We start from the raw sequence: 23,059 nt of genomic DNA on the forward strand, positions 1-23,059 counted from the left end.
CTATTTTTTAACAGATGATGTTACGTTGGTTATTCACATTAGCCCCTTTGTTGTAATCGATTATGAGCAGTCGCGCTGAGCTATCCTACGTGGTAGTCGATGATGATGAAGATGACCGCATGCTGATGCGCATTGGTCTTCAGCAGGCCCAACGCACCTTACCCATACTGGAATTCTCGGACGGTCAGGAGTTGATCGACTACCTGTCGCAGGACGCGGACGCCCGCCCCGATGAAGACATGCACTGGCTGGTGGTTATGGACGTCAACATGCCCCGTATGAACGGGCTCGACACGCTTCAGGCGCTTCGCCAGCATCCCTATTGGGCCAAACTGCCGGTGCTGATGCTGTCGACCTCCGATAACCCCGACACCCGGCAGGCATCACTCGACCGGGGTGCGAACGGCTATCTGGTCAAGCCGGCTTCCATTCAGGCCTACAGTTCCCTGTTCGATCAGCATTTTGCCCCCTGGCTGGCCAGTCGCTCCGATCAGTGGCCCGACTACAATCAGGAATCCGACTCCGCTTTGTTAACGCAGTCATGAACCAGCTATCTGAAAAGCAACCGACTGAGGACGAACTGTATCCAATCTGTTACGTCGTCGCCGATGACGATCCAGAGGAACTGTTTCTGATGCGTACGGCGCTACAGCAGCAGGAACGCCCGTTACCCATTCGCGAGTTCTACGACGGCCAGCACGTCATTGATTATTTGCACCAAAACAGTGCTATCCGGGAAGATGAGGACACTCATTGGCTGCTGGTGCTGGATATGCAGATGCCACGGCTGAACGGCCTGGAAACCATCAAAGCCATCCGAAAAAATCCGGACTGGGACACTATCCCAATCTTATTGTTTACGGACGAACAGGATCAGGCGCTCATTTACGAGGCAATTGCCAGTGGTGCCAACGGCTGCGTGACAAAACCGGTACAGCTGGAGGATTATCGTCAGTTATTCGACGACTTTTTCAAGCCATACCTGCGCGATCCGCAGTAGCAGTAGACCCAATTGACAATCAGGGTAACTTACGAACCAGATCGAGGTAGGGCGTCAGCAGGTGGTTAATAAAAATCTTGTCGCGTTCCTGCGGATATTTCTTGTAGTACGCTTCGTCGGGAACAAGTGAAATGATTGTTCCCGTCCGGACATAATCGCTCGACTGGTGGAATGTGGGCGGCACGTATTCTTTCAGATTTGTTTTCACGTACCGGCTCGCATACTCACCCAGGTATTTCCGGTAGATGTTTCGCGCTTTCTGCGCCGGTTTCGACAATCGGTTAAATACATAGCGTAATGCCAGATTTTTCGGGAACGTCTGCTTTTTGATCAGCGCAGGCGCATTCGCAAACGGGTTGACCGGGTTGAAATCATCGAGCGTCTGAATCGTAATCGGCATTTCAGGTACCCAATCGGCCGCGTTGACCACGTTGAACGACCACCCGCCCACCGTCATGGCTTCGTATTCATAGGCGAACTGTAGATTACCCGGCTTGGGGGCCGCGCTGCAATAGGTCTTGAACCGGACCGATGCGGGTATCTTGCCAGCCCGCTGCAGCTGTTTCAGATGCGCCGTCATCAGATACGCAATCGCTCCGCCCTGACTGTGCCCCATGACGTAAAAATTGGTGATACCCTTCCTAACACAGGAGTCGAGCCGGGGCTGAATATCCTGCGCCAGAAACGCCGTTCCGATCAGCCAGCCGATGTGCACAGCCGCGCGGGGATCGTTGGCCAGCTGGTAGTCGAATTTGTAATCATTCGACAGCACGATATTCCCTTTAGCCGGCACCATGGCGGCATAGAAATTTTCCATCCAGCCAACCGGGTTCAGCGTTGTCCCGCGAATACTGATTACGGCAACCGAGTCGGGGCTGGTCCAGAGATCCCAGCGATTATCCAGCCCGACAATGGGCGACCGGTAGGCGAACGAAAACCGCTGTGGTTTTGGAATCGGGCTGTTGGCGGGTAAGGTATCGACCTGCCGGGCAAAAACACTCAGCAGTTCGATGTACTCGGCCTTGTCGAAACCAGGCGTCAGTTTCTGCGCCCGTGTGCTGACAGCCACTCCCAGACAGGCAATCAGCACAAGTAGTCTTTTTTTCATTGCCCACTACGGTTATCGGTTCGTATCAGATCAGCATCTGTTCGGCCACCGGCATCGCGGCAGCAACGTCGGCCTGCGCCTGTAGTAGTGCCTGCGCATATGGTTCGTGCAGTATCCGGCCCGGTGGTGTGGTCGACAGGTCGGCATCCCACAAGCCCGCTTTGTGCCAGGGCGTCAGATGGTCCCAGTCGGGCCGGTCGATGATAGGGTACAAACAAACGCCCCACAGCGGGACACCGGCCTGCACGACAGCCGCACACTCCTGACCGATCATGCGTATCCACTGGGGCCGGTCGACGCCGGGGTGGCTCGTTTCGGTCAGGGCAATGGGCCGGTTGTAGCGGTTGTACGCGTCGGTCAGCAGCTTACGCAGCGGCACCCAGCGTGGATCGGGCACAGCATCGGCCCAGCCCAGCCACTTGTGCGTGTTCACGTCCCACTGATTGTTGTAGTAGTAGTTGAACCCCAGAATATCCAGAAATTCGGGCGACCCACCCAGATCGGGCGACAGTCGTCCCGCCAGCATATCGACCGACTGAAACTGGTTGTTGTGCGCTTCGGCAGCTCTGGCGCGATCGGCGTCGGTAGCAGGCAGGGGCGGCACGATGTGCACCAGCGGCTCCGTCGTCAGGATACGAATCGACGGGGCGATCTCGCGCATGGCGGCTACGCATTCGATATAGCCGCGCATCAGCCCTCGCTTCACTTCCCAACCCTGCCTGGTACAATAGGGTGACGTACCCCGCACGTCGCCCCCCAGCCACGACATAAAACTAACTTCATTGATTGGCGTAACGATCAGGGGTTCATCGGGATACCGATCACGGTAAAACCGGACAAAGGCACGACCCAGTGCGGCAAACCGACGGGCAAACATTGGATGCAAGGGGGTCAGATCGTCGGGATAGCCGAAGTGACAAAGGTCCCACACCTGTTGAATTCCCTGCCGATGCCCTTCGGCCAGCATCGCTTCAACCGTACGCCAGTCGTACTGATACGCCGTTTTCTCCACCTGGCTCCAGCGAATCCCTTCCCGGACGGTGTGCAGATTAAACGTCTGTATGTCGACATAATCCTGCTGAAGGAATTGAAGATGGCCCGTCAGCGGGAGGAAGTCGACGCGGTTTCCGAAGGCATTGAGCTGATCGGTACATTCATAACCAGCCCACCAGAAAGAACGAAATGGATTTTCGGCAACCGATGCGGGTAACGTTGAGCGCATGAGAAAGACAGTCAGCGGACTGTGCGAGTGAACTCAAAGGTGCCGAAAAATGGGGCAGCAGGCAAGTTTGCGGCTGAGTTTGTGACGAACAGGCATTAGAGCGCCTGTACGATTGCCAGCACAAGTTTGGCCGAATTGCGGGCCGCTGTGGGGTAAAATTTGTCGTAGGCGATGTGCGCTTCGGCATCGGCACGGTCGCTCAGGCTGCGGATAATCAGGTGCGGCACCTGTAACTGATAACATACCTGCGCCACGGCCGCCCCTTCCATTTCCGTCGCGTCGGCCCCGAAGTCTGCCCGTAAACTACTTCCCTTCTGCGCCGACGCTACAAACACGTCGCCCGTGACAACCGTACCCGTTATAACACGCACTGATCGGTCCGACACGCCCCCGCCTGCCAGTGGTATACCTTCCAGCGTCACGCCACGACTCACCCGCTGCGCCAGACCGAGCAGGCTCGAATCGGCCGGAAAATAAAGCGGGTTAAATTGCTTGGTGATCGCGTCACGCGTTTGCCGGACGGGCGTATTTTTATCGGTGACCGAGCTATAGTCGTGATGAGCCGTTCGGCTGGCAATAACGATGTCGCCGGGTTGCAGATCAGGATTGGTCCCACCCGCGATACCGGTAAACAGTACCCGCCGGGGCCGGAAGTGATCGAGCATCAATGCTGTTGTCATAGCGGCATTTACCTTACCGATACCCGTCTCGGCCACCACGACGCGTCGACCGTTCAGCTGCCCGGTCGTAAAGACGATACCATCAACCACGACTTCCTTCGGCTTTTTTAGCGACTGCTTTACCAGTGCAACTTCGGCTCCGAATGCGCCCAGCAACCCGGTGACAGGGCGGGCTTTATACCGTTGTGCGTGGGCGGGCTGTAACAGCAGACAAAGGGCAATGAGCAGATACGGTTTCATGGATACGTTACGGTCAATCGTTGGCAAGTTACGGCGTTTAGCGGGTTCGTTTAATGTACTAACTTCTTCTACTTATACAGCCGAAGTAGCGTACGGACTACCGACACGGCGGTTCTCGTCCTTTCGGCAAGCCGCCAATGAAGCAGCCATAAGCCGACTGTACGGGGGCATTCACTACCGGGAAGCCTGCGAACACGGACAGCAGCAGGGGCAGCAGGTTGGCCAACAGGTGCTGACGACCGTACGGCTGATCGATCCCAACCAGGCAAAACAGCCGGCCTCCCCTACTGGTACAACCGACCGGCGCGGGGGCAAGCGCTAGGGTATGTCAGCTGTCATCCCGACGACAAAAAATTCCTGTGTTCTCCGTGTAAATCTCCGTACCTCCGTGGTTAAAAAACTACGTTACGGCGAAGAGTTTCGCCAGCAGGCGCGACAGGGGAAGCAGGCAAAACACCAGCATCGCCAGTGGGAAGGAGGCAAAGGCGGCTACCCAGGCAGCATTCATCACGATCAGCGACAGAACACCCGCTTTCACCGCCCGCCCGATGTTAGGACCGATGGGTTCGCGGACAGCCCGCCACAGTGGCGGGAAAATATAGTAGCCAAATAGCGCCAGGAACGGAAAGGCGGTACCAAGCTGTTGCCGGTCCTGCGCCAGCGCGGCCACACAACCGATCACCAGCGCGTACAACAGTCCGGCGACACGTAGCACTACTGGATTACCACCGTGTACTTCGCCCCGGCTGATCATGGTAATAGCCGCAATGTAAATGATCGGGATGATGCCAACCCATAGCCACGGCAGCAGTTGGTCGGGCATAACACTGATACCCAGCAGCAGATTCAGGCCCCGGCACAGACCCATATTCAGCGGACCGGCAATCGAGTGGTGTTTCCCGAAGCGGTCGTAAACAAGCGACGCAACGACAATCGCCAGCGCCAGCAGACCGGCCGTATTGTTGACCAGAAAGGCCGCTACAATGCCCAGCAGATACAGACCAGCGCCCAGCCCGGTAGCCGCACCCTTACTGACGACACCGCTTGGAATGGCCCGCTCGGGTCGCTCGATGGCGTCGAGCTCGGCGTCGAATACATCGTTGAACACAACCCCGCCCCCATACAAACCAATCGTCGCCAGGGTCAGCCAGCCGATGGGTGCGGGGGCCGGGCTATTGGTCGAAAAATAACCGGCGATGGCCATACCGGCCAGTACGTCGGCGACGGCGGTCACGAGGTTGGCCGGACGCGTAAGTGAAAGTAATGCTTTGATCATTCGATGCTGATTCCTGAAAGCGGACGTCAGCCCTGCGCCCGCTTGATGACACTCCCCAACAGACTACCGATAAACGTCAGGCCGATGGAGCCGTATAGACTAAAATTTTCGAGATCCTGCCGATGGCCGCCCGTGGCCGGCCCGGTAATAAACGTGTAGCCCAACCAGAGCAGCAGCGCCTGTTCGACGGCCAGTGCCCAGCCTTTACGCGTTTCCAAAAAGCCGATCATCACCCCGACAACGGCAGCCGCCAGGTACGGCCAGTGAATCACATTACTACGCTTGACAACCAGCAGCAACAGCGCACTCGTCAGCCCGATCAGACCCATGTGCAGCACGAAGCGCCGATCGAAAAAACGGGTCGACGCCGACAGGTTGGTAATAGCCGGTGCCGGTGTCTTTTCCAGGACAGCGGCCCGCTCCAGATCGTGCTGACTCAGGTCGGTTCGATGCAGCTTCTGACCGGCCATGCCCCGCCAGCGGTACGGCTCGGCTTGGTTCGCGGCATTGTGGAAAACGGCTTTGTCGAAGTCTTTGAATGCCTGCTCGTAGTCGCCCTGTTCGTAGTGTATCTTCCCCGTTTCCAGGTGCAGCTCGGCAATACTATCATCGTAACTCTTGGCCTGCTCCAGATCGGCCAGTGCCGCCACCGAATCGCCCAGATCCCGGTAAATACGGGCCCGGTACAAGTAAGCAACACTCGACTTGGGCTGAGTTGCCAGAGCCGCGTTGAAATACGTCAGCGCGCCCGCCGTCTGTCCGGCGTCGTACAGGACAATACCCTCCCGCAGTCGGTCGGCTTCTTTTTGTGCAGCCGTCCGCTGATCGGCATAGTACCGGAGGTAAACGATGTAACCGACAAACGCCGTGATGATCAGTAGTTCCAGCATAATCAATCTGGTTTACTACATAACACCGATTGGCCCACAGTCATTCGGCCAACCGCTTATTTAATGATCGTAGATTCTTTGTCGACACGGGGAGCCTGCCCGCCACGCAGTACGGAACTCCCGTTGAACCGCTGACTTTGATCGATACCCAGCGGCTGACTTAGTTCGTCCAGACTGAGCTGACCGCTCTGCGCAAAGGCGGTTACGGCGTTGGTAAACGTAACCAGCCGAATCGCTTCGTCGGCGATACCGCGCTCTTTCATAAGTGCCGCCGTTTTAGGCACGGCCAGCGGATCACTGATGCCCCAGTCGGCTGCCGAGTTAATCATGATGCGCTCCGGCCCGTACTGCTTCACGATCTCGACCATGCGCTCGTTCCCCATCTTGGTAAACGGATAGATGGTAAATCCCGCCCAGAAGCCCCGGTCCAGCGTTTCGCGCACGGTCTCTTCGTTGTTGTGGTCGACGATAACCATGCCGGGGTCGAGACCGTGCTCGATGGCAATGTCCATGCTCCGGGTCGTCCCCTGCTTTTTGTCGCGGTGGGGCGTATGAATCTGCACCGGCAGACCGGCTTCTTTAGCCAGATCGAGTTGGGCCCGAAAGTATTTTTCCTCGGCGGGCGTCTGATCATCGAAACCGATTTCACCCACCCCAACGACGCCTTCCTTGTAGATAAACTGCGGCAGGATTTCCATGACCTGTTCGGCCAGTTCTTCCTGATTGGCTTCTTTCGAGTTCAGCCCGATGGTACAGTAGTGTCGAATGCCGAACTGCGACGCCCGGAACCGCTCCCACCCGACCAGACTGGCAAAGTAGTCGCGGAATGAGTCGACACCCGTGCGGGGCTGCCCCAGCCAGAACGCCGGTTCGATCATGGCCACCACGCCCGCATCGGCCATAGCCTGGTAGTCATCGGTGGTACGGGACGTCATATGTACGTGCATGTCGAAAAAAGACATACCGCGTATGGAATCCATAAAATTCATAACTGAGTGGGGTTTAGCCTTGCGGGATCGGCAGATGAACACGATCGCCTACACAAAGATACGGCCAGATGACGCAGCCCATTCGCCCCGGCCGAATCCTTTTTTAATCCACTGTTCATAACCCAATCCGCACCGGCTCCGTTTTATACAGTAGTAAACAACAAATACTAGTTATGACACGCTCTCAATCGACTCGCTCCAGCCGATGGATGCTGGGAATTGCGGTTGCGCTGACGATCGGAACCGGGTTGACCGCCTGCAACAAAAACGCGATCAACGACCTGACCCCCGAAGATTCACAGGTGTACATCACCAACTATGACCGGTCGGTCAACTTTGCGCAGTACAAAACATTTAGCCTGCCCGACTCCGTCGTTATCGAGTCGAACACCGGCTACACCACCTCATTGGGCAGTGTTGAAAGCCAGTTTATTACGAATGTGGCGACGGCGTTGACGAACCGGGGTTTCACCCGCGTTGCGGCTGGTCAGAAGGCGGACATGGGGGTTGCCGTTATCAAAGTCAACAACCGGTATACGGGCGTCGGCGTCGATCCGTATGGCTCTTATTATTCGAACTATTGGGGGGGCGGTTTCGGCTACGGCGGCTTTGGGGGCTACTATCCCTACTACCCAACGTACTACACCTACCAGGTAACCGACCGGTACTGGGAAATCCAGATTGTTGACTTGAAAAATGCACCGACCACCGGAACGGGTACAGGAACAGGCACCGGGACGGGCACGGGCACCGGACAGACGCAGCTGAACGTCATCTACGACGCCACAATACGGGGCGACGAGATTACCGATACGCAATCCGTCAACACCGCCACAACCGCTATTTTCAATCAGTCGCCTTACCTGCGGCCTAACTAACCACCGACCATGAAGCGTTTTCTTCTGCTGGCGTTGTTAGCCGGCACCCTCCCCTATTCGACAAAAGCGCAGTACGTCAACGAGCCGTATTCGAATGTGCTGGAGTCGACATACAATCGCTACGTTACGTTCAACTTCTCGGCCCGCTACGGGGTAGCCCTTCCGATGGGTGGTCAAAAGACGTACATCGATAAGGTATCGGCAACTAACCTCGCCCTCGACGGAGAGTGGCTGTTCCCACAACGCTTTTCGATTGGCCTGAAGTCCGGTTATCAGTACGCGCAGATGCGGTTACCCCGGCAGGCCATCGACTACGACGGGCAGACGATTTCGGCGGTGCAAACCCGGACGTTTTCCGTCATTCCGGCTATGGCATCGCTGTCGTACTATTTCGCGGAAAACGCGGGTGCGATCCGGCCCTACGTGCAAATGGCGGGTGGTGGCGCGTTCGTTAATTACGTCAACTATTTCGGTACGCTGGCCGATCAGAGTCGGGTGTTCCGGGGAGCCATCGCGCCAGCCGTCGGGGTGAAATTCTACGGGCAGCGCGAGAACAAGTTCGGTGCTGAAATTCAGGCGCAATACCAGAATGTATTCTTCAATTACGGGCAGTTGTCCGGTAGCGCCCCGTCGCTCATGCTCTCCGCCGGTTTGATTTATCGGTGGTACTAGTCGAGTTTACGGTTTTCGGTTCCCCGTATACGGTCGGCTATCGCATAGCAGCTGTGTACGGGGAACTGCTTTTTTGTAGTTCCCGGTTAGGAATAGACAGGATTACAGGATTCGCAGGATTTTCTTGCTCCGGTTCCAGCCAGATACGACTAGAAGTGATACAGGTCAACCGGGGGGGCATGCCGCCGATTCTATTTCAATTCCACTCAGGTACGATTAGAAGCCTACGCAGTGGCGGGCCTGATTGTGCAGCTAGAACCATTTCAATTCCACTCAGGTACGATTAGAAGGATAGGCCGATGCCCGTTTTAGATACAAACCACATAATTTCAATTCCACTCAGGTACGATTAGAAGATACGACCTGACCGTCAACGGACAGCCGCGTATCAACGATTTCAATTCCACTCAGGTACGATTAGAAGACCGAAGAAGGCGAGGCAACCACAACGCCACCATCGACATTTCAATTCCACTCAGGTACGATTAGAAGGTTGGCTGGTCGCCCGACAGAAGCTGGGCACGTTGCATTTCAATTCCACTCAGGTACGATTAGAAGCCGCCACCGCTGGCCACATACAGTTGCACCCGGTTCGCACATTTCAATTCCACTCAGGTACGATTAGAAGATCAGATCACCAACTGCACCCGGCACCAGATCCTGATTTCAATTCCACTCAGGTACGATTAGAAGGGCTGAGGTTCGGTATTGCGCTTGTGATCGAGGAAAGATTTCAATTCCACTCAGGTACGATTAGAAGATCGTAGGTCTTCCCCGTAGCCGGATTTGTGTTGAAGCATTTCAATTCCACTCAGGTACGATTAGAAGCTGGACATCAACGAGAAGATCAACCTGAAGAGTGTCATATTTCAATTCCACTCAGGTACGATTAGAAGTCTGACCAACGAACAGTTTGCGCTGCTGCGTAAGCGCATTTCAATTCCACTCAGGTACGATTAGAAGGTGACATGAACAAGATATACGTGAATATGGCCTTGACATTTCAATTCCACTCAGGTACGATTAGAAGGGCAATACCAGCCCGCCCACGACCACGACGACGGTATTTCAATTCCACTCAGGTACGATTAGAAGCGCACCACCCGAACGACGCCGGACATGCGGCTATTGCATTTCAATTCCACTCAGGTACGATTAGAAGTTCTCCCTCTCTGGTTAACGGACCGCCCTCCGTGGCCATTTCAATTCCACTCAGGTACGATTAGAAGTGAGTACAAGTTTGTGACCTACGCTAACGAGGATGATTTCAATTCCACTCAGGTACGATTAGAAGCTGATTATCATAAAACACCAACTACATACATGTACTTATTTCAATTCCACTCAGGTACGATTAGAAGTAGAAGTTTTTAACTCAGTAGAAAATGTAATCTCTATATTTCAATTCCACTCAGGTACGATTAGAAGCCGCTACGCTCTTAACAATGTCGAGCGTTCGACCAAATTTCAATTCCACTCAGGTACGATTAGAAGTGATTGAATGAGCGGCCGTTTACTGAACTGGTAGTACATTTCAATTCCACTCAGGTACGATTAGAAGTGTAGCATTCACGCCACCGATGCCAACTGTGGCTGATTTCAATTCCACTCAGGTACGATTAGAAGCACCAGGACAAGAGCACCAACGATCAGGTATACACGTATTTCAATTCCACTCAGGTACGATTAGAAGTTGATCTTGTTCTAATTGAACTGTATGAAACCCCTAAATTTCAATTCCACTCAGGTACGATTAGAAGTTACCAGCTAAGCTTATAGCGCTTTGCCTGTTCGAAATTTCAATTCCACTCAGGTACGATTAGAAGTTGAGGAACAGCGGAAGGTACGTAATCGGCAAGCATTTCAATTCCACTCAGGTACGATTAGAAGGGAAAAAGTGGAACGCGTTGGGCGATTCAATTACGTAATTTCAATTCCACTCAGGTACGATTAGAAGGGCGCAGTGCGCGTAACCGGGTCAGCCCTCTACAATTTCAATTCCACTCAGGTACGATTAGAAGGGCAACTGACAGTTCGTTCTTCACCTGCTCAGCCTGTATTTCAATTCCACTCAGGTACGATTAGAAGCTATTGTACGGGGTGAATAGGGTCAACCCGTAGCCCATTTCAATTCCACTCAGGTACGATTAGAAGAGCACGAGCGGCAATCTGGCGACGACGCTGCCCAGATTTCAATTCCACTCAGGTACGATTAGAAGAGTGAGCTTAAATTCTTTCTCTGGCCCCGTCACTGGCATTTCAATTCCACTCAGGTACGATTAGAAGTGCCCAGTTGATCCCCTGAGTATCGAACACGACGATATTTCAATTCCACTCAGGTACGATTAGAAGGATCTCAATCGTACCGCCCCGGCCTACGCCGTAGAATTTCAATTCCACTCAGGTACGATTAGAAGCTACTGCAACGCGTATAGGGGTCGGGTCGATTCGCATTTCAATTCCACTCAGGTACGATTAGAAGAGATCGTGGCAGCGCCTAAACTGGTCACGGCCATTGGATTTCAATTCCACTCAGGTACGATTAGAAGAATCCAGGGCGCAACCGGTATTCAGCTGTCGGCAAATTTCAATTCCACTCAGGTACGATTAGAAGCTGCTGACCGGTGCCGCCGTCGCCGTAGCGATCGTAGATTTCAATTCCACTCAGGTACGATTAGAAGGCCGCCAAAGAAGCCGCAGGAGACACGATCACGTTCGATTTCAATTCCACTCAGGTACGATTAGAAGGCTGGTTCCTGTTCCTCAGTGCGCGCCCGGTTGGTGTATTTCAATTCCACTCAGGTACGATTAGAAGCGTCTTATCGTTGCGACCCAACCGTTCCTGTAGGCATTTCAATTCCACTCAGGTACGATTAGAAGCGAAAGAGAGATGATGTATACAGGCAAGTCACATGAATTTCAATTCCACTCAGGTACGATTAGAAGCCCGGCGGTGGCCGCGCCGTGCTGCCCATTCAACATTTCAATTCCACTCAGGTACGATTAGAAGCGAATCCGTATTGTTGAACGCGTTGAAGTAGCCCTATTTCAATTCCACTCAGGTACGATTAGAAGCAGTATCACCCTTTCAGCCCCGGTGGGGGGTACCAACATTTCAATTCCACTCAGGTACGATTAGAAGATCGCCGGTATCACCCTTAATGCCCTGAATTCCTTGATTTCAATTCCACTCAGGTACGATTAGAAGCCGCCGTACTTATTGAAGATTAACTCGCGCTCTTTCTATTTCAATTCCACTCAGGTACGATTAGAAGACCGCGCCCGACGGATTGGTATAGAATAGACAGTATTTCAATTCCACTCAGGTACGATTAGAAGACGACGCGCTGAAAAATATCCTGGAAGCCTTTCCTGGATTTCAATTCCACTCAGGTACGATTAGAAGGGGCTTGATAGGCGGCACTACCTGCGGCACAGCTTTATTTCAATTCCACTCAGGTACGATTAGAAGTATGTCGCCGGGACCGCACTCGCCCCGGTAGGTCGCATTTCAATTCCACTCAGGTACGATTAGAAGGGGCGTAAAGGTAGGCGGCTATATCGCGTATATCTTATTTCAATTCCACTCAGGTACGATTAGAAGGCCCTGAATGCTTCGACGTCTTCGGGCAGAATACGGATTTCAATTCCACTCAGGTACGATTAGAAGCTTCTTCTTGATGCGCAAAAAATACTCTTTCTCCCAATTTCAATTCCACTCAGGTACGATTAGAAGCTTGATTCATGATGTGTGATTTAATAAGAGATTGTGAATTTCAATTCCACTCAGGTACGATTAGAAGACGCCCGCCGGCTAGCCGGCTCGGCGAGTCTGGAACATTTCAATTCCACTCAGGTACGATTAGAAGGTGTCTATACCCCAAGGCCAATACTCTCTTGAGTTTATTTCAATTCCACTCAGGTACGATTAGAAGCAGGCACGATCCCAAGCTGATGGTTGCGGCAAATGACATTTCAATTCCACTCAGGTACGATTAGAAGACCCGGTCAATTGGTGCGGTTAAATCCTGCTGATTCAATTTCAATTCCACTCAGGTACGATTAGAAGATCATGGGTACAAAGCAACCCGTTCGCCTATCAAAAATTTCAATTCCACTCAGGTACGATTAGAAGGGGCCTGTTCTAAGGCAAACGTTAATTTTTTATATAATTTCAATTCCACTCAGGTACGATTAGAAGACCGCCCGAATAGCCGCTACCGAGCAGCCCAATTGCATTTCAATTCCACTCAGGTACGATTAGAAGCCAGGGGATGTCAGTAGGCAGGGTGGATTCGGGAATATTTCAATTCCACTCAGGTACGATTAGAAGGACCTTATTATTGAACTTTTCAAACGCTCCAGCTAAATTTCAATTCCACTCAGGTACGATTAGAAGCCGAGCAGGTCAACGTAAAGACCAAAAACCTCAATATCATTTCAATTCCACTCAGGTACGATTAGAAGAGACTAAGCCAGATAGTACGACGTTGGCAATGATCAATTTCAATTCCACTCAGGTACGATTAGAAGGGGCACGATCACCGGCAACGAATACGCCTACATGAACATTTCAATTCCACTCAGGTACGATTAGAAGGTCTGACGCAGCCGTTGATCGATTGGAAGACTATGATTTCAATTCCACTCAGGTACGATTAGAAGCTGGTACTGCCTACGGCGCGACGCCTGCACTAGCAATTTCAATTCCACTCAGGTACGATTAGAAGGACCTTTTGCATCTTCCTTACCAGTCCATCCAAAAAATTTCAATTCCACTCAGGTACGATTAGAAGCGGCTTCGGTGCCGCTGCCGACGCGTTGCGCTTCAATTTCAATTCCACTCAGGTACGATTAGAAGGTTTGAGTTTGTACTGCTTCCCGGCGAGTCAAAACGATTTCAATTCCACTCAGGTACGATTAGAAGTCGGGTTGCCCTTCTTGTCGCGATCCTTTAGGTCTTATTTCAATTCCACTCAGGTACGATTAGAAGCTGAACCCAAAAACGGTCGGCAAACTGCAAACTACGTATTTCAATTCCACTCAGGTACGATTAGAAGGCAGGATTTGTTTGCGGCAAAGGCTGTAGTGAACGAATTTCAATTCCACTCAGGTACGATTAGAAGTGGCTGGCTAAGCCGGTTACATCTCGAATCAATCTAATTTCAATTCCACTCAGGTACGATTAGAAGGGACTTAGCAAACGTGGACAGCACGGGCCTGCCCATATTTCAATTCCACTCAGGTACGATTAGAAGCGTACGGTAACCGGTATGTTCTTGTTCGCTTCATGCATTTCAATTCCACTCAGGTACGATTAGAAGCCCTTCGGCGCGTCGATAATCGTCAGCAGTGTCTGATATTTCAATTCCACTCAGGTACGATTAGAAGGGCTGTAACCGTCTCTTCGCGAATGAGTGTAGCCAATTTCAATTCCACTCAGGTACGATTAGAAGGCGCTGGCGCAGCCGACGGGTGGCAGTATCATCATTTCAATTCCACTCAGGTACGATTAGAAGGCGGACGGCACTGGACAACGCGGAGTTTTCGGGCTTATTTCAATTCCACTCAGGTACGATTAGAAGCCGTTAAGTTAGGGAACAGAAAGGGTGGTTTCAAGGCTGTCAGCCCATTTTTCCAATCCGGCAGCTTGCGCTAAAAAGCGTCGACCGGTAATCATACGAAAAACCCCGGCGATCGACGACGGCTTATAATCAGCGCGTTACGCTTCCTGGGCCGCTGTGTGCAGTTACTATCCGTTTGTCAAAGAACGATGGTTTATCCGATCGACGCGATTTATCGACCGAAAACCACATCGATTTACCGTTACTATATCGTCACAATCTGTTAGTTACGTATCGTTCACCGACGGATTGTACGCTGTCTATAGCAATTCCTCCATGTGGGGTGGCAAGGTGCGTCCGGCGGCCCGACGCTCGGCTGCGTAGTCGGTCAGTGTCTGCCTTAGACGGTCGTTGTTACGGTCGTGCAGACCAGTAATTTGCGTAATGTCTTTGTCGGTGAAAAAGGCTTTCAGGATAAGCTGATTCCAGGCGGCTTCGTCGAACTGTTCGGCGGGGTACGGGTTGTGCAGCATAATGGCCGACTGCACATCCGCGATGTTGTTTCGAATACCCTCGGTTGCCAGAAATCGCCACCGCTCGGGATACGACAGTACGGGCAGGGCCGAATAAAGCGCGACCAGTTCGTTGAGTTCTGCGCCTTTGAACAACTGCGTGATGGTGCTGACGTAGCGCTCCTCATCGTCGGCCGGTAGTTGCAGCAGCCACCACACCCGCGCCAGCCGGTCGCGTGTCCAGCCCGCTACGGAGAAGCCGGGCCGAATACGCTCGATAGCAAACGCCATATCGGGTGGCAAGTCGATTAGCTGTCTGCCGACGTAGCGGGGCATGGCGGTGAAGACACGGTAAAACTGGGCAGGTCTAGGGTCAATCTGGAACTGATCGGTCTGTTGCCGCAGGTACTGAACGGCAGCGGCCGAATCGGGCTGCTGTTCGAGCAGGTAAAGCAGCGTCTGGCTCATCGCGAGAATAGTCATACGACAAACTTTGCCACTATTTTTGACTTTGTCAATCGACGGATCGGCAGTGACGCAACCTGGCCGGTGAGCAGGTCGAAAAACAGGTAGAAAGCTGGCCTGGTCCGCTTCGCCTGTAGTGTCCACCTTTTCGACAAATGGCTTCCCCCGTACTACACACAACACCAACCACCCAACCAACCGATCTGAGCCACCGACCCATGTCGGGGTTTCAGTGGCTGATGGTCGGCATCTGCTTTATCCTGAATTTCAACGACGGTATCGACGTCCTGATCGTATCGTTTTCGAGTACCGCAATCATGGCCGAGTGGCAGCTGTCGAAAGCCGAAATGGGCTACGTGTTCAGCGCCGGGCTGGCCGGTATGACACTGGGCTGCTTTCTGATTGCCCCCCTCGCCGACCGCTGGGGCCGACGAACGATCTTTCTGCTGTCCGTCGCGATGATTGCGCTGGGCATGCTGGGGGTCGGTATCTGTCGGCTCTATAGCCTGATGCTGGCCCTGCGTTTTCTGACCGGGCTGGGCATTGGCGGAATTCTGCCCACGATGGCGGCTACGGCCGCTGAATTCTCGAACCGGAAGTATCAGGATTTCAACGTCGGACTGGTGCAGGCTGGCTGGCCCATCGGGGCTATCCTGACGGGTCTGTTCTGCGCGAAATACATTCCTGACTACGGCTGGCACAGTGCGTTTCTGGTTGCCGGTGGCCTGGCGGTACTCATGTGGCTGCTGGTCTTTTTTTTCATGACCGATTCGCTGGAGTTCATGCTAAACAACCGACACGAAAACTCCCTGTCGGCCGTCAACAGACTGCTCAACCGGATGACTGTCCCGGCCCTGACAGCGCTGCCCCTGATGCAGCCGGAAACACGTCGCCCAGGGGCTTCGGTACTGTTTAGTCCGGCCTACAAACGCAATACGCTAGTCATCTGGGTGGCCGCTTTTTTCGGCTTTCTGACGCTGTATACGCTGATGAGCTGGGTACCCACCATTGCCAAAGACGCCGGCCTACCGTTCGAACAGGCAACCGGCGTCGGGATCATGCTGAACATCGGCGCGGCCCTAGGCTCAACGGCAATCGGAGCACTGGGCAGCCGGTTTGGGCTACGGCCAACGATCCTGACCTTTATGCTGATCGCCTTTGCCATCATGCAGGTGTATGCCTTTTCGACGCTGACACCAGTGCTGATTTTCAGTCTGGTGCTACTGATCGGCTTCTTTGTGCAAGGTGGCTTCAACGGTATCTGGCCCACGCTGTCGCGGCTGTACAGTGCCTCCGTTCGGGCCACGGGTGTGGGCTATACCGTTGGCATTGGTCGGCTGGGCGCTATTTTAGGCCCGTTGTTGTTTGGTTACCTCGCCGACGGTGGCCTGACGATCGGGCCGCTCTTTGTACTGTTCTCCATTCCCCTGCTGGTCATGGGAGGCTGTATCTGGGCGCTCCGGTCCGGGAAATTATAACCGAAAACTGGCCCGTCCAGCCGTTTCTATGAATGCTGTCTTTTTGGAAAAACCCCGCCAACTGGTTGCCCGCGACATACCCATGCCGGAACCGATGCCGGGCGAAATACGGGTTCGACTCCTGAATGTCGGTATCTGCGGGTCCGACGTTCACTTGTTTCTGGGCCACCGACCACTCAGTCGGCCTACCGTCATTGGGCACGAAGGCTATGGCGTTGTCGACAAACTGGGCGAAGGCGTTGCGGATCGGTCACTGGGCGAACGTGTCGTTATCGAGCCGAATATTCCGTGTGGGCAGTGCCGCTTCTGCCGGTGTGGACGGGGGAACATCTGCCCGAACAAACGGGTAATCGGCCTGACCGAAAACGGCTGCTTCGCCGAATACATCTGCGTACCGGCCGCGTTTAGCTGGCCCGTTCCCGACGACGTCAGTGCGCAGGATGCCGTTTGTGTCGAGCCAATGGCAGTGAGCGTTCATGCGCTGTCGGCATCGTCGGCCCGGCCGGGCGATACGATTGCAATTGTCGGCCTGGGCGCTATCGGACTGCTGCTCAACCATCTGGCGCTTCGCCTGGGGTACCGGGTACTGGTCAGTGAACTTAACGAAGCAAAGCGACAGAAGGCGGTAGACGAAGGGGCAATTGCCGCACAGGGCGATGCGCCGACGCTGAACGCGATCTGGGAAGCACACGAGGTTGTGGCCGTCTTCGAGTGTGCGGGCTCGGCGGGAACGGCCTCGCTGGTAACGGCGGCCGCACCACGCGGTTCGGAGATTGTGCTGGTGGGGCTGTCGGAACAGGCCGCGACCTTCACCCCACTCCGGATAGCCCGCGAAGGCATTACCCTACTACCGTCGCTTATTTATCAGCACCCTACCGATTTCCGACGGACCATCGACCTAATTCAACGGCGGGTCATTCGTCCGTCTACAATCATTTCGGGCTACTATCCGCTGGGCCAGTTACAGGAAGCGTTCGACACAGCCGCATCCGGTACCGAAAGCAAGCTGATTATCGAGTTCTCCGGCTAGCTGGTCAGCGTGAATAGCTTCTTTTTCAGTGGTGTCAGGTTACGAACCTGACACCACTGCCTTCCTTTGTCCTGCTGGCGAAGGTTGCCAAAGTAGCGCCCTGTCACCTACTCTTTCTTTGCTTTGGGATGCGCCTGATCGTATGTTTTCTTTAGTTGTTCCAGACTGGTATGCGTATAAATCTGCGTGGCAGCCAGACTGGAGTGACCCAGCAAATCCTTGATTGCGTTGAGGTCGCCCCCCCGGTTGAGCAGATGGGTTGCGAAGGTATGACGCAGCACGTGCGGGCTCTTCTTTTCCAGCGTCGTCACGACCGACAGGTGCTTTTTAACAATGCGCTGAATCAGCATCGGGTAAGCCCCGATCCCTTTATCGCTTACGATCAGTACCGCGTTGTCGGCCTGTCCGTTGAATTCACGTTCCTTGTACTGAATGTACTGTTGAATCAGCTCGAACAGCGACTGTGTTAGCGGAATCAGGCGATGTTTGTTACGCTTTCCCAGCACCGTGATTGTCCGGTTATACAGGTTGACGTCCGTCGATTTTAGCCCGGTCAGTTCACTGAGCCGGATGCCGGTACCGTAGAGCAGTTCAATCACCAGCTTATCACGCAGGCCTTCAAACGTATCGGGAAATTCGACCTCGTCGAGCAGCGTTCCCATCGGCTTTTCCTCAACGTAAACGGGTAGTTTACGCGACATTTTCAACGCCTGAATCTTCGTCATCGGATCGACGGCAACTACTTTCCGACGCAGGAGATAGCCGAAAAATGCGCGCAGTGTAGCGATCTTCCGGTTCACCGACGACTTATCCATCCCACCCTCAACCAGACTGACAATCCACGAGCGGATATGCCGGAAATCCGCCTGCTCGGGTTGCTCGACCTTGCATTCCGTCGTGAGAAACTGGCTAAACTGCGCCATGTCGCCCGTGTAGGCCGTCAGCGTATGCTGGCTTAGTCGTTTTTCGAAACGGATATGCTTCAGGAAGTCGTCGGTCTGATTCACGGTCATGCGATTGGTAAGCGAATGTACGACGGAACCAACGGTTTCTGGTCTGACTACGCAAACGGTTACTACTCGCGTTAACCAGGGATAGTACCCTACCCGGCAGCACCCGACCGCTCTAACGCATACAGGGTAGGGCTGTTCAGTACTGGCCTGTTTGCCCCCGCCCCGAAACGTCGGCCCGGCCTGAAGGAGGAGAAATCTATCGGCGACTTTCTCCCCCCTTCAGGGGTTGTTTGGAGAGCAATTTCTGGGGCGTAAAATCACATTTTTTGTCATTCCGACGCAGGAGGAATCTTCGGTAACTGGCGGTTTTGTTTGCTTCTACCGAAGATCCCTCGCAGGCTCGGGATGACAAAAAGACTCTTTTACATGGTCAATGCCTTCCCCAAACAACCTCCTAGAGGGCGGGTATATCGTCAATCGAAGCGTTACACTGATCTCCCAGTCATCGCCTGGTCAACTAGTTCGATGACCGCGTCGATTTCCGCTTCCGTGTTGAAATAATGCGGAGACAGCCGGATGATCCAGTCAATTCCTTTTCGGGTAAAATCGATGATCGCGCCCTGTTTATGCTGCACCGTAAACAGAACCCCGCCCTGCCGGAGGGCCGCTTCCAGCGTCGCCAGCGACTGACGCGTTGAGTGGAACGTCAGGATGTTGCTTTGTACTGAGCCCCAATCCGTCAGGTCAAGCCCGTCGATCTGACCAAGGCCCGTTCGTAACCGATGCATCAGCCCCTGATTCGCCTGCCCGATAGCCTCGATACCCAGCTGATTGGCGTACCGTACGGCCTCCACTAACCCAACAACAGACAACGACTTTTCCTGCGGCTCGAACCGTCGTGCATCCACCCGTATAGCAAACGTATCGGAACCGGTCCAGTCAGCCCCCTGACGATCGATGAAAAGCGGTGTTAGCCCTGTATCAAGCACGTTGTCCGACACGTAGAGAAACCCGGTGTTGCGCGGTCCCCGCAGAAACTTACGCCCGGTAGCTACCAGAAAATCGGCCTGAATCCGATCGACGTCGAGCGGCAATTGGCCTACCGACTGGGCCGCATCGAGCAAATACCAGCAGTCGTACCGACTACAGATGGCCCCGATTGCTTCAGCCGGTTGTACCAGCCCGGAGTTGGTCGGAATATGCGTAATCGCAACCAGCACCGGCCGATGCTGCTGAATCAACTGCTCCAGATGCATCAGATCGAGATCGCCGTTATCGAGATCGTGAATGCGAATGAGCCGGATACCCAATCGCTGTTGCAGGCTTAGAAATGCGAGCTGATTGGAAATGTAGTCATTAGTCGTGGTCAGAATGACATCGCCGGATCGAAACGGAATGGCCGACAGCGCCTGCATGTACGCGGCCGTCGTGCTGTACGAAAACGCGATGTTATTAGGCCGGGCGTTGATCAGTCTGGCGGCTTCGCCATACAGTTGCGCCATATGGTCGGCCCGCAGTCGTTCGGCTTCGTAGCCGCCTACCTGCGTTTCCAGTTGCAGGTAATCCTGCATGGCCGTTATGACGGAGCGGGGCATCAGCGACGCGCCAGCACTGTTCATGAATAGCGTAGAAGTAGCCAGACCGGGCGTATCGTTCCGGACGGTTTCCTTATCGATGGGTACGAATTGGTTTGTTTGCATAGGGCAAAAGACGGCCGTTTTTTCACGATCCGCCAGATACACTCCCGCCTTTTTCAAGCCGTACAGCTTTTCTGTCTGCCCAACAAACTGTACGATTCTCTATTACCTGCTGTGCGTCTGGTATAGCACAGTTCACACAGCTACTTTTACGTTTTTCCGTTGCTAACAGCCCGAAGTCATGACGAGTCGAACGCCTAAATACCAGACCATTGCCCGGCAGCTCGGCGATAAACTGCGACTTGGACAACTGGATGACGATGTCAAACTACCGTCTGTCCGTACGCTGAGTCGGGAGCTTCGGGTCAGTATCAACACCGTACAGCAGGCGTACTATTGTCTGGAAGCCGAAGGGCTGGTCGAAGCCCGTCCGCAGTCAGGTTACTACGCGCGGAGCCGTGCCCGCCGGCAGGATGCGTTGCCGAACCGGTCTCAGCCCACGGCTAATCCGCAGCAGCCCGACGTTCCCGCCCGGGATTCGCTTCTGCTCCGGCTTATCGCGCTGCAAAACCAGCCCGACTGGCTACCATTTTCGATGAACGTCCCGGCTCCCAGCCTGATTCCGATTCAGAAACTGAATAAGGCGCTACAACAGGCGCTGCGCACCATGCCGAACGCGGGAATTGGCTACGATGCCATCCCCGGCAACCTGGCGCTACGCCAGCAGATTGCCCGCTACACCATGTTCTGGGGCGGCAACCTGACGGCAGACGAGCTAATCACGACGGAAGGATGCACAGCAGCCCTGACGCTTTGCCTGAAAGCGGTGACGAAGCCGGGCGATACCATAGCGGTCGAAAGCCCGGCGTACTTCGGTATTCTGCAAACGGTTCTGTCGCTTGGACTACAGGTGCTGGAACTACCAACGGACCCACTGACCGGGATCGACCTGCTAGCACTGGACGAGCATCTAAAGGCGGGTCGGGTGCAGGCCTGTCTCTTCGTCACCAACTTCAGCAATCCACTGGGTAGCTGCATGACCGATGCTGGTAAGCAGCAACTGGTGCGTCTGCTGGAAACGTATCAGGTGCCGCTCATTGAAGACGATTTGTACGGCGACCTGCACTACGCCCCGCATCGGCCGGTGCCCTGCAAATTCTACGATCGACAGGGGCTGGTACTGTGGTGCGGTTCGTTCAGCAAAACGCTGGCACCGGGCTACCGGGTTGGCTGGGTAGCCCCCGGCCGCTACTACGACGCCCTGCTGCAACTCAAGCGCTTTCAGGCGGGTGTTTCGCCGGGGATTACGCAACAGGCGATCGCGCATTTTCTGGCCAACGATCGCTACGAACTACACCTGCACCGCCTGCGACAGACGCTGAAAAGCAACTGCCTGCGGTATCAGCAAACCATCCGGGCGTCGTTTCCAGTTGGTACCAGAATAAGCGAGCCACAGGGAAGCTTCTCCCTGTGGCTCGAACTTGACCCCGCTATTGACACGGTGTCGCTTTGTGAAGACTTGTTAACGCAGAAAATCAGCATCATGCCGGGGCCTCTGTTTTCGCTCCAGCCGCAGTATGCCAACTGTCTGCGACTCAGCTACGGCATGCCCTACGATCAGCGCGTCGAAACGGGTTTGCAACAGATCGGGCAACTCGTCAGCCGGTACAGTGTCGGGGTGCGTTAGTACCGGATGCTCCAATATGGATTCTCATGGGCAGCGATGCTCTCGGCGATTTTCTTCTTAACCATTGCGTTGTAGTCAGCCTCAGTAATTTTCTTGCCTTTGGTCTTGGGTAGTTTCAGTTCCTCGGCCGTGACGGGGCGAAGCGTTACGCTCTGCGCAATGATTTCAACATCACCATCGTTGAGGTCCAATTCCAGAATCAGCCCTGGCAGGCCGCTTACCCGCTCGGGACCCGCTGACACAGGAATATCCTGCGCAAACCAGGCCGTTATCGTCTGATTCTTGATGGGGTCCGTCGTTTCGGCTTTCATACAGATGTAGCCGGCTACTTCCTTGATTTGATTACCAATTTTCCAGGTTGGTGTCCGTAGCGAATCGTCGACAATGTAGACCTTGCCCAGCATCTCCATAATGTCCATCTGACGTTCCTTCTCGAAGTTACGCGTCATAATTAATTCACTCTGCCGCCACGAGTAACCCGCATCTTCACTTTCCGACGCGTCACCAGAATAGGTATACAGACTTTGGGTGGGCGTAAAGAGCAGTTTCATTTTCTCGCCCTTATTGTCTTCTTCCCAGTTTTTACTCCGCAGCATAATCCGGTCTTTCTGCTCCTGACTCAGGTAAGTCATCCGGGTGTAAATCTTGCTCCAGTGCGTAATTCGGCGGTATTCCACCACGCCTTCGGTTTTTTGCGCCATCACCAGCGACGGCAGGCTCAGCAGTAGCAAGCCAATAAGTAGTCGATACATAGTCGGTATACGGTTTTGATATGTAG

Annotated in this window: 18 protein-coding genes and 1 CRISPR repeat array; of the genes, 8 read left to right on the plus strand and 10 right to left on the minus strand. The window is 54.0% G+C overall.

Annotation, left to right across the window (positions count from 1 at the left end; all coding sequences use genetic code 11):
- Positions 1 to 62: 62 nt before the first annotated feature.
- Both CLV58_RS18475 and CLV58_RS18480 read left to right on the plus strand, forming a co-directional pair.
- The gene (locus tag CLV58_RS18475) at positions 63 to 545 is read left to right on the plus strand and encodes a response regulator (protein WP_106139300.1); all 483 of its coding nucleotides are present in this window, start codon (positions 63 to 65) and stop codon (positions 543 to 545) included.
- A complete protein-coding gene (locus tag CLV58_RS18480) occupies positions 542 to 1,000 on the plus strand; it encodes a response regulator (protein ID WP_106139301.1) in 459 nt (152 codons plus the stop codon). Before CLV58_RS18475 ends, CLV58_RS18480 begins: the two co-directional genes overlap by 4 nt.
- Before the next feature lie 19 nt (positions 1,001 to 1,019).
- On the opposite strand, the gene CLV58_RS18485 is transcribed toward CLV58_RS18480, so the two are convergent.
- From CLV58_RS18485 to CLV58_RS18495, 3 genes are all read right to left on the minus strand, one after another.
- Complete coding sequence (locus tag CLV58_RS18485) at positions 1,020 to 2,108, minus strand: lipase family protein (RefSeq protein ID WP_106139302.1); 1,089 nt, start codon at positions 2,106 to 2,108, stop codon at positions 1,020 to 1,022.
- A 25-nt stretch (positions 2,109 to 2,133) separates the two neighbouring features.
- On the minus strand, positions 2,134 to 3,330 hold the full coding sequence (locus CLV58_RS18490) for an amine oxidase (protein WP_106139303.1): 1,197 nt from the start codon (positions 3,328 to 3,330) through the stop codon (positions 2,134 to 2,136).
- A 95-nt stretch (positions 3,331 to 3,425) separates the two neighbouring features.
- A complete protein-coding gene (locus CLV58_RS18495) occupies positions 3,426 to 4,250 on the minus strand; it encodes a 5'-methylthioadenosine/adenosylhomocysteine nucleosidase (RefSeq protein WP_106139304.1) in 825 nt (274 codons plus the stop codon).
- Between CLV58_RS18495 and CLV58_RS28665 the strand changes: the two genes are divergently transcribed.
- The gene (locus CLV58_RS28665; protein WP_211300880.1) at positions 4,249 to 4,572 is read left to right on the plus strand and encodes a phosphatase PAP2 family protein; all 324 of its coding nucleotides are present in this window, start codon (positions 4,249 to 4,251) and stop codon (positions 4,570 to 4,572) included. The two genes, CLV58_RS18495 and CLV58_RS28665, sit on opposite strands and share 2 nt — an antisense overlap.
- Before the next feature lie 78 nt (positions 4,573 to 4,650).
- On the opposite strand, the gene eboC is transcribed toward CLV58_RS28665, so the two are convergent.
- Genes eboC through CLV58_RS18515 form a run of 3 tightly spaced genes read right to left on the minus strand, consistent with a single transcriptional unit; the run spans position 4,651 to position 7,405 of the window.
- Positions 4,651 to 5,526: a UbiA-like protein EboC gene (gene eboC, locus CLV58_RS18505; protein WP_106139305.1), complete on the minus strand. Its 876-nt coding sequence runs from the start codon at positions 5,524 to 5,526 to the stop codon at positions 4,651 to 4,653.
- A 26-nt stretch (positions 5,527 to 5,552) separates the two neighbouring features.
- Positions 5,553 to 6,416, minus strand: coding sequence for a tetratricopeptide repeat protein (locus CLV58_RS18510; protein ID WP_106139306.1), 864 nt, complete (start codon positions 6,414 to 6,416; stop codon positions 5,553 to 5,555).
- A 56-nt stretch (positions 6,417 to 6,472) separates the two neighbouring features.
- Positions 6,473 to 7,405 (minus strand): TatD family hydrolase, encoded by a 933-nt coding sequence (locus CLV58_RS18515; RefSeq protein ID WP_106139307.1) that lies wholly within the window; start codon positions 7,403 to 7,405, stop codon positions 6,473 to 6,475.
- Between the two features lie 173 nt (positions 7,406 to 7,578).
- Between CLV58_RS18515 and CLV58_RS18520 the strand changes: the two genes are divergently transcribed.
- Both CLV58_RS18520 and CLV58_RS18525 read left to right on the plus strand, forming a co-directional pair.
- The gene (locus CLV58_RS18520; protein WP_106139308.1) at positions 7,579 to 8,283 is read left to right on the plus strand and encodes a DUF4136 domain-containing protein; all 705 of its coding nucleotides are present in this window, start codon (positions 7,579 to 7,581) and stop codon (positions 8,281 to 8,283) included.
- A 9-nt stretch (positions 8,284 to 8,292) separates the two neighbouring features.
- On the plus strand, positions 8,293 to 8,955 hold the full coding sequence (locus CLV58_RS18525; RefSeq protein ID WP_106139309.1) for a YdgA family protein: 663 nt from the start codon (positions 8,293 to 8,295) through the stop codon (positions 8,953 to 8,955).
- A 193-nt stretch (positions 8,956 to 9,148) separates the two neighbouring features.
- Positions 9,149 to 14,540: a CRISPR direct-repeat array (repeat unit 30 nt; unit sequence ATTTCAATTCCACTCAGGTACGATTAGAAG).
- A gap of 299 nt (positions 14,541 to 14,839) precedes the next feature.
- Here the strand turns inward: CLV58_RS18525 and CLV58_RS18530 are convergent.
- Complete coding sequence (locus CLV58_RS18530) at positions 14,840 to 15,514, minus strand: EboA domain-containing protein (protein WP_106139310.1); 675 nt, start codon at positions 15,512 to 15,514, stop codon at positions 14,840 to 14,842.
- A 137-nt stretch (positions 15,515 to 15,651) separates the two neighbouring features.
- Here CLV58_RS18530 and CLV58_RS18535 point away from each other — a divergent pair, with 137 nt between their 5' ends.
- Complete coding sequence (locus tag CLV58_RS18535; RefSeq protein WP_106139311.1) at positions 15,652 to 16,974, plus strand: MFS transporter; 1,323 nt, start codon at positions 15,652 to 15,654, stop codon at positions 16,972 to 16,974.
- Positions 16,975 to 17,002: 28 nt separating this feature from the next.
- Positions 17,003 to 18,004 carry a zinc-dependent alcohol dehydrogenase gene (locus tag CLV58_RS18540; RefSeq protein WP_106139312.1) on the plus strand — a complete coding sequence of 334 codons (1,002 nt, stop codon included), beginning with the start codon at positions 17,003 to 17,005 and terminating at the stop codon, positions 18,002 to 18,004.
- A gap of 107 nt (positions 18,005 to 18,111) precedes the next feature.
- Here CLV58_RS18540 and CLV58_RS18545 read toward each other — a convergent pair whose 3' ends face one another.
- Both CLV58_RS18545 and CLV58_RS18550 read right to left on the minus strand, forming a co-directional pair.
- Positions 18,112 to 19,011 (minus strand): tyrosine-type recombinase/integrase, encoded by a 900-nt coding sequence (locus CLV58_RS18545; RefSeq protein WP_106139335.1) that lies wholly within the window; start codon positions 19,009 to 19,011, stop codon positions 18,112 to 18,114.
- Between the two features lie 431 nt (positions 19,012 to 19,442).
- Positions 19,443 to 20,657, minus strand: a complete 1,215-nt coding sequence (locus CLV58_RS18550; protein ID WP_106139313.1) for an aminotransferase class V-fold PLP-dependent enzyme — start codon at positions 20,655 to 20,657, stop codon at positions 19,443 to 19,445.
- Positions 20,658 to 20,835: 178 nt separating this feature from the next.
- On the opposite strand from CLV58_RS18550, the gene CLV58_RS18555 reads away from it, so the two are divergent.
- The gene (locus tag CLV58_RS18555) at positions 20,836 to 22,281 is read left to right on the plus strand and encodes an aminotransferase-like domain-containing protein (protein ID WP_106139314.1); all 1,446 of its coding nucleotides are present in this window, start codon (positions 20,836 to 20,838) and stop codon (positions 22,279 to 22,281) included.
- Here CLV58_RS18555 and CLV58_RS18560 read toward each other — a convergent pair.
- Complete coding sequence (locus CLV58_RS18560) at positions 22,278 to 23,033, minus strand: GLPGLI family protein (protein WP_106139315.1); 756 nt, start codon at positions 23,031 to 23,033, stop codon at positions 22,278 to 22,280. The two genes, CLV58_RS18555 and CLV58_RS18560, sit on opposite strands and share 4 nt — an antisense overlap.
- Positions 23,034 to 23,059: the final 26 nt, after the last annotated feature.

It is taken from the genome of Spirosoma oryzae (assembly GCF_003002825.1).
GTDB classification, from domain to species: domain Bacteria; phylum Bacteroidota; class Bacteroidia; order Cytophagales; family Spirosomataceae; genus Spirosoma; species Spirosoma oryzae.